This is a genomic window from Dietzia sp. DQ11-44, assembly GCF_014145205.1.
Taxonomy (GTDB): Bacteria; Actinomycetota; Actinomycetes; order Mycobacteriales; family Mycobacteriaceae; genus Dietzia; species Dietzia natronolimnaea.
This window is the reverse complement of record NZ_JAALEC010000705.1, coordinates 1-4,072: the sequence shown is the minus strand read 5'-3', so window position 1 is coordinate 4,072 and position 4,072 is coordinate 1. Positions and strand designations below refer to the sequence as shown.

Annotated in this window: 2 protein-coding genes and 1 pseudogene; all 3 read right to left on the bottom strand. The window is 69.9% G+C overall.

Annotated elements, in window-relative coordinates; genetic code table 11:
- Positions 1-3,035: isoleucine--tRNA ligase (gene ileS, locus G6018_RS15915; RefSeq protein WP_182640135.1), on the bottom strand; the 3,035-nt coding region annotated here is incomplete at its 3' end.
- A 282-nt stretch (positions 3,036-3,317) separates the two neighbouring features.
- On the bottom strand, positions 3,318-3,539 hold the full coding sequence (locus tag G6018_RS15910) for a hypothetical protein (RefSeq protein WP_182618041.1): 222 nt from the start codon (positions 3,537-3,539) through the stop codon (positions 3,318-3,320).
- A gap of 125 nt (positions 3,540-3,664) precedes the next feature.
- Positions 3,665-4,072 (bottom strand): annotated as a pseudogene (locus tag G6018_RS15905) (cell division protein); the annotation flags it as partial.

Sequence of the window (4,072 nt, the reverse complement as noted above, 5' to 3'; positions counted from 1 at the left end):
TGGGCCGCCGGGACCTCCAGGCGCACCCGGATGCGGTCGGAGATGTCGAACCCGGCGCCGCGGCGGGCCTCCTGGATCTCACGGATCCGGTCCTTGGCCCAGCCCTCCGCCTCCAGCTCCTCGGTGACGGTCAGGTCCAGCACCACCAGCCCGGCCCCGCCCGGGAGCGCGGCCGTCGATTCCGGGTCCGCGGCCACGAGGCGGTGTTCGTACTCGCCCTCCTGCAGTTCGACCCCACCGGCGATGACCACCCCGTCGGCCTCGGACCAGTCCCCCGTCTTGGCGGCCTTGATGCACGCCTGAACCTGCTTGCCCAACCGCGGCCCCGCCGCGCGGGCGTTGACGGCCAGCTCCATCCGCCCGTGGGCGGCCACGTCGCTCGTCAGGTGGACGTGGCGCACGTTGACCTCGTCGGCGATGATCCCGGTGAACGGCTCGAGCCTCTCGGCGTCGGGCATCGCCACGGTGAGGGAGTTCAGGGGCAGGCGCACGCGCAGCTGCTTGGCCTTGCGCACGGAGGAGACGGTCGAACACACCGACCGCACGGCCTCCATGGCCTCGACCAACCCGGCGTCGCGCGGGAGCTCGTCGGCGGCCGGCCAGTCCGCGAGGTGGACCGACTCCCGCCCGGTCAGGCCGGTCCACACGACCTCCGACATGAGCGGGAGGAGCGGGGCGGCGAGCCGCATCGTCGTCTCCAGCACCGTGTAGAGGGTGTCGAAGGCGTCGCGGGAGTCCTGACCGGAGGCCTCCCCCGCCCAGAACCGGGAGCGCGACCTGCGCACGTACCAGTTGGTCAGGGCGTCGGCGAACTGTCGCAGTTCGTCGCAGGCGGCGGCGATGTCCGTGGTCTCCAGGGCCTCGGTCATCGCGTCCCGGGTCGTGGCCAACCGGGACAGGATGTACCGGTCCAGCACGTGCGGGGAGTCCGTGCGCCAGGTGGCGCGCTCGGCGGCGTACAGCTGCAGGAAGCTGTAGGAGTTCCAGAGCGGCAGCATGGCCTGACGCACACCCTCGCGGATGCCCTGTTCGGTCACCACGAGATTGCCACCGCGGAGGATGGGGGAACTCATGAGGAACCATCGCATGGCATCGGAGCCGTCGCGGGCGAAGACCTCGTTGACGTCCGGGTAGTTGCCCTTGGACTTGCTCATCTTGAGCCCGTCGTTGCCCAGCACGATCCCGTGGGCGGCGACGTGCGTGAACGCGGGACGGTCGAACAGCGCCGTGGCCAGCACGTGCAGCGTGTAGAACCAGCCGCGGGTCTGACCGTTGTACTCGACGATGAAGTCGCCCGGGTTGTGGGTCTCGAACCACTCCTTGTTCTCGAAGGGGTAGTGGACCTGCGCGAACGGCATGGACCCGGACTCGAACCAGCAGTCGAACACGTCGGCCACCCGCCGCATGGTGGATCTGCCGGTCGGGTCGTCGGGGTTGGGCCGGGTCAGCTCGTCGATGTACGGACGGTGCAGATCGGTGGGCCGCACCCCGAAGTCGGCCTCGAGCTCGTCGAGGGAGCCGTAGACGTCCACGCGCGGGTAGGCCGGGTCGTCCGACTCCCACACGGGGATCGGCGCGCCCCAGTACCGGTTCCGGTTGATGTTCCAGTCCCGCGCGCCCTCGAGCCACTTGCCGAACTGCCCGTCGCGCACGTGCTCCGGCATCCACGTGATGTGTTCGCGATTGAGCTCGACCATCCGGTCCCGGAACGCGGTGACCTTGACGAACCAGGCCGGCAGGGCCATGTAGATCAACGGCTGCCCGGAGCGCCAGGAGTGCGGGTAGGAGTGCTCGATGGTCTCGTGCCGGATCAGGCGACCCGCGGCACGCAGGTCGCGTGAGATGGGCGCGTTGGCGTCGAAGACCAGCTGGCCCGCGTACGGGGGCACCTCGGCGGTGAACTTGCCGTCGGGGCCGACCGGGATGACCAACTCGATACCGGCCGCGTCGCAGGCGTCCTTGTCCTCCTCACCGAAGGCCGGCGCGAGGTGGACGATGCCGGTGCCCGACTCGGTGGTGACGTAGTCCGCCGACAGCACGACGTGCGCGCCGGGGTGGCCGGCGAAGAAGTCGAACGGCGGGACGTACGTCAGACCCACCAGGTCGGCGCCCTTCGCCGTCGCCACCACCTCGGCGTCCTCGCCGAACTCGGGCGCATACACCCCGCGGCGGGCCTCGGCCACCACGAAGCGGCGGCCGGCGAGCTCACCGGAGTTCACCTGCACCACGCAGTAGTCGATGTCGGGGTGGACGGCGGCGGCCAGGTTGGACGGCAGGGTCCAGGGGGTGGTGGTCCAGACCAGCGCCTCGGCGCCGTGGAGCGGGCTGGACTGCGGCGCCTCGAGCGGCAGGCCGACGGTGACCGCGGGGTCCTGACGCATCTTGTACGCGTCATCCAACCGGGTCTCCTGGTTGGACAGGGGCGTCTGCTCGTACCAGGAGTACGGCAGCACGCGGAAACCCTTGTAGACCAGGCCCTTGTCGTAGAGCCGCTTGAACGCCCACAGGACGGACTCGGTGAAGTCGATGTCCAGCGTCTTGTAGTCGTTCTCGAAGTCCACCCAACGGGCCTGACGGTGGACGTACTCCTCCCACTCGTCGGTGTAGCGCAGGACCGACTTCTCGCAGGCCGAGTTGAACTCGGCCAGACCCATGTCGAGGATCTGCGACTTCTCGGTGATCCCCAGCTGCTTCTCGGCCTCGAGCTCGGCCGGCAGACCGTGACAGTCCCATCCGAAGCGGCGCTCGACCAGGTATCCGCGCATGGTGCGGTAGCGCGGGATCACGTCCTTGACGTACCCGGTGAGCAGATGCCCGTAGTGGGGTAGGCCGTTGGCGAACGGGGGGCCGTCGTAGAAGACGTATTCCTCGGCGTCCGCCCGTCTGCGGACGGACTCCCGGAAGGTGTCGCGCTGGTCCCACCGGGCCAGGACGGTCTCCTCGAGGGCGGGGAACGACGGCGACTGTGCCGTGGTGCCGCCGGTGAGGTCGAGAATCGGGTAGGCGCTACCCGTGGCGGTGGGCTCGGTGCTCATGCGGGCGGACTCCTCGCGGTACGGGGCCCGCACGAGTGGGTACCCGTGGGGCCGACAGGCCTGCGCTCGGGGACGATCCGGACACGACTGGCGCGTCCGTCCGCGGTACCACCCCGTTTGACGACGACGGTGCGACGCCCACTCATGGGTCGGGGGCCGGTCGGGCTCCCCCGTTCGGTTCTACTGAGCCGCCCCCTCCACGGGACCGGCTGTTCTTCCGAGCGCTCCCCGGTGATGGCCGGATCGCAGCGCATCCGGCTCACCGCCGGACATGGGGTGATGTTACCTGTCGGCGTGGGAGTCCGCCGCGTCCGCCACCTCTGACGGGTCCCGTCCGGACCCGTCACGCGCGGATCTCCCGCGGATGAGATCCATGACCAGCAGCAGCAGGCCGAGGGCGCCGACCACGATGCAGGCCCACGCCCACCCGATCTGACCGGTGGCGACGGCGGCGACGAGGAAGACGAATCCGAGGATCGTCAGTCCGAGTGCGGCGACGAGCATGCGTTCCTCCTGCCGTGGTGCGTGTCGTGGGGCGCGCCTGTTCCGGGGCGGTCCCACTCCCCGAATATACGTCGGTCCCCGCACCCTGGGCAGGGGCGGGGACCGGACGCGTCGACGCGGGAGGACTACTCGGCGCGGTGGCCGCCGTCCTTCTTGGCACCCTGGTCGGGCGCACCGGCGTTCTCCGCCGGGGCGGCCGGGGCAGCCGATCCGGACTTCCCGAGCTCGGACAGCTGGTTCTCGAGGTAGCTGGTGAGGCGACTGCGGTAGTCCTTCTCGAAGGTCCGCAGCTGGTCGATCCGGCCCTCGAGCACGCCACGCTGCTGGTTGATGGTGGCCATGATCTCGGTGTGCTTGCGCTCCGCGTCGGCCTGCAGGGCGTCCGCCTTGGCCTGGGCTTCCTTGATCTGCTGCTCGGAGCGTGACTGGGCGTCCTTGACGATCCCGTCGGACTTGGTCTTGGCCTCGCCGAGGATCTTGTCGGCCTCCCTGCGGGCGTCGCCGACCATCTTCTCCGACTGCGTCTTGGCGTC

Bases quoted from the DNA above. Each gene is read 5' to 3' on its own strand.
- G6018_RS15910 (WP_182618041.1), bottom strand. From the start codon at position 3,539: ATGCTCGTCGCCGCACTCGGACTGACGATCCTCGGATTCGTCTTCCTC.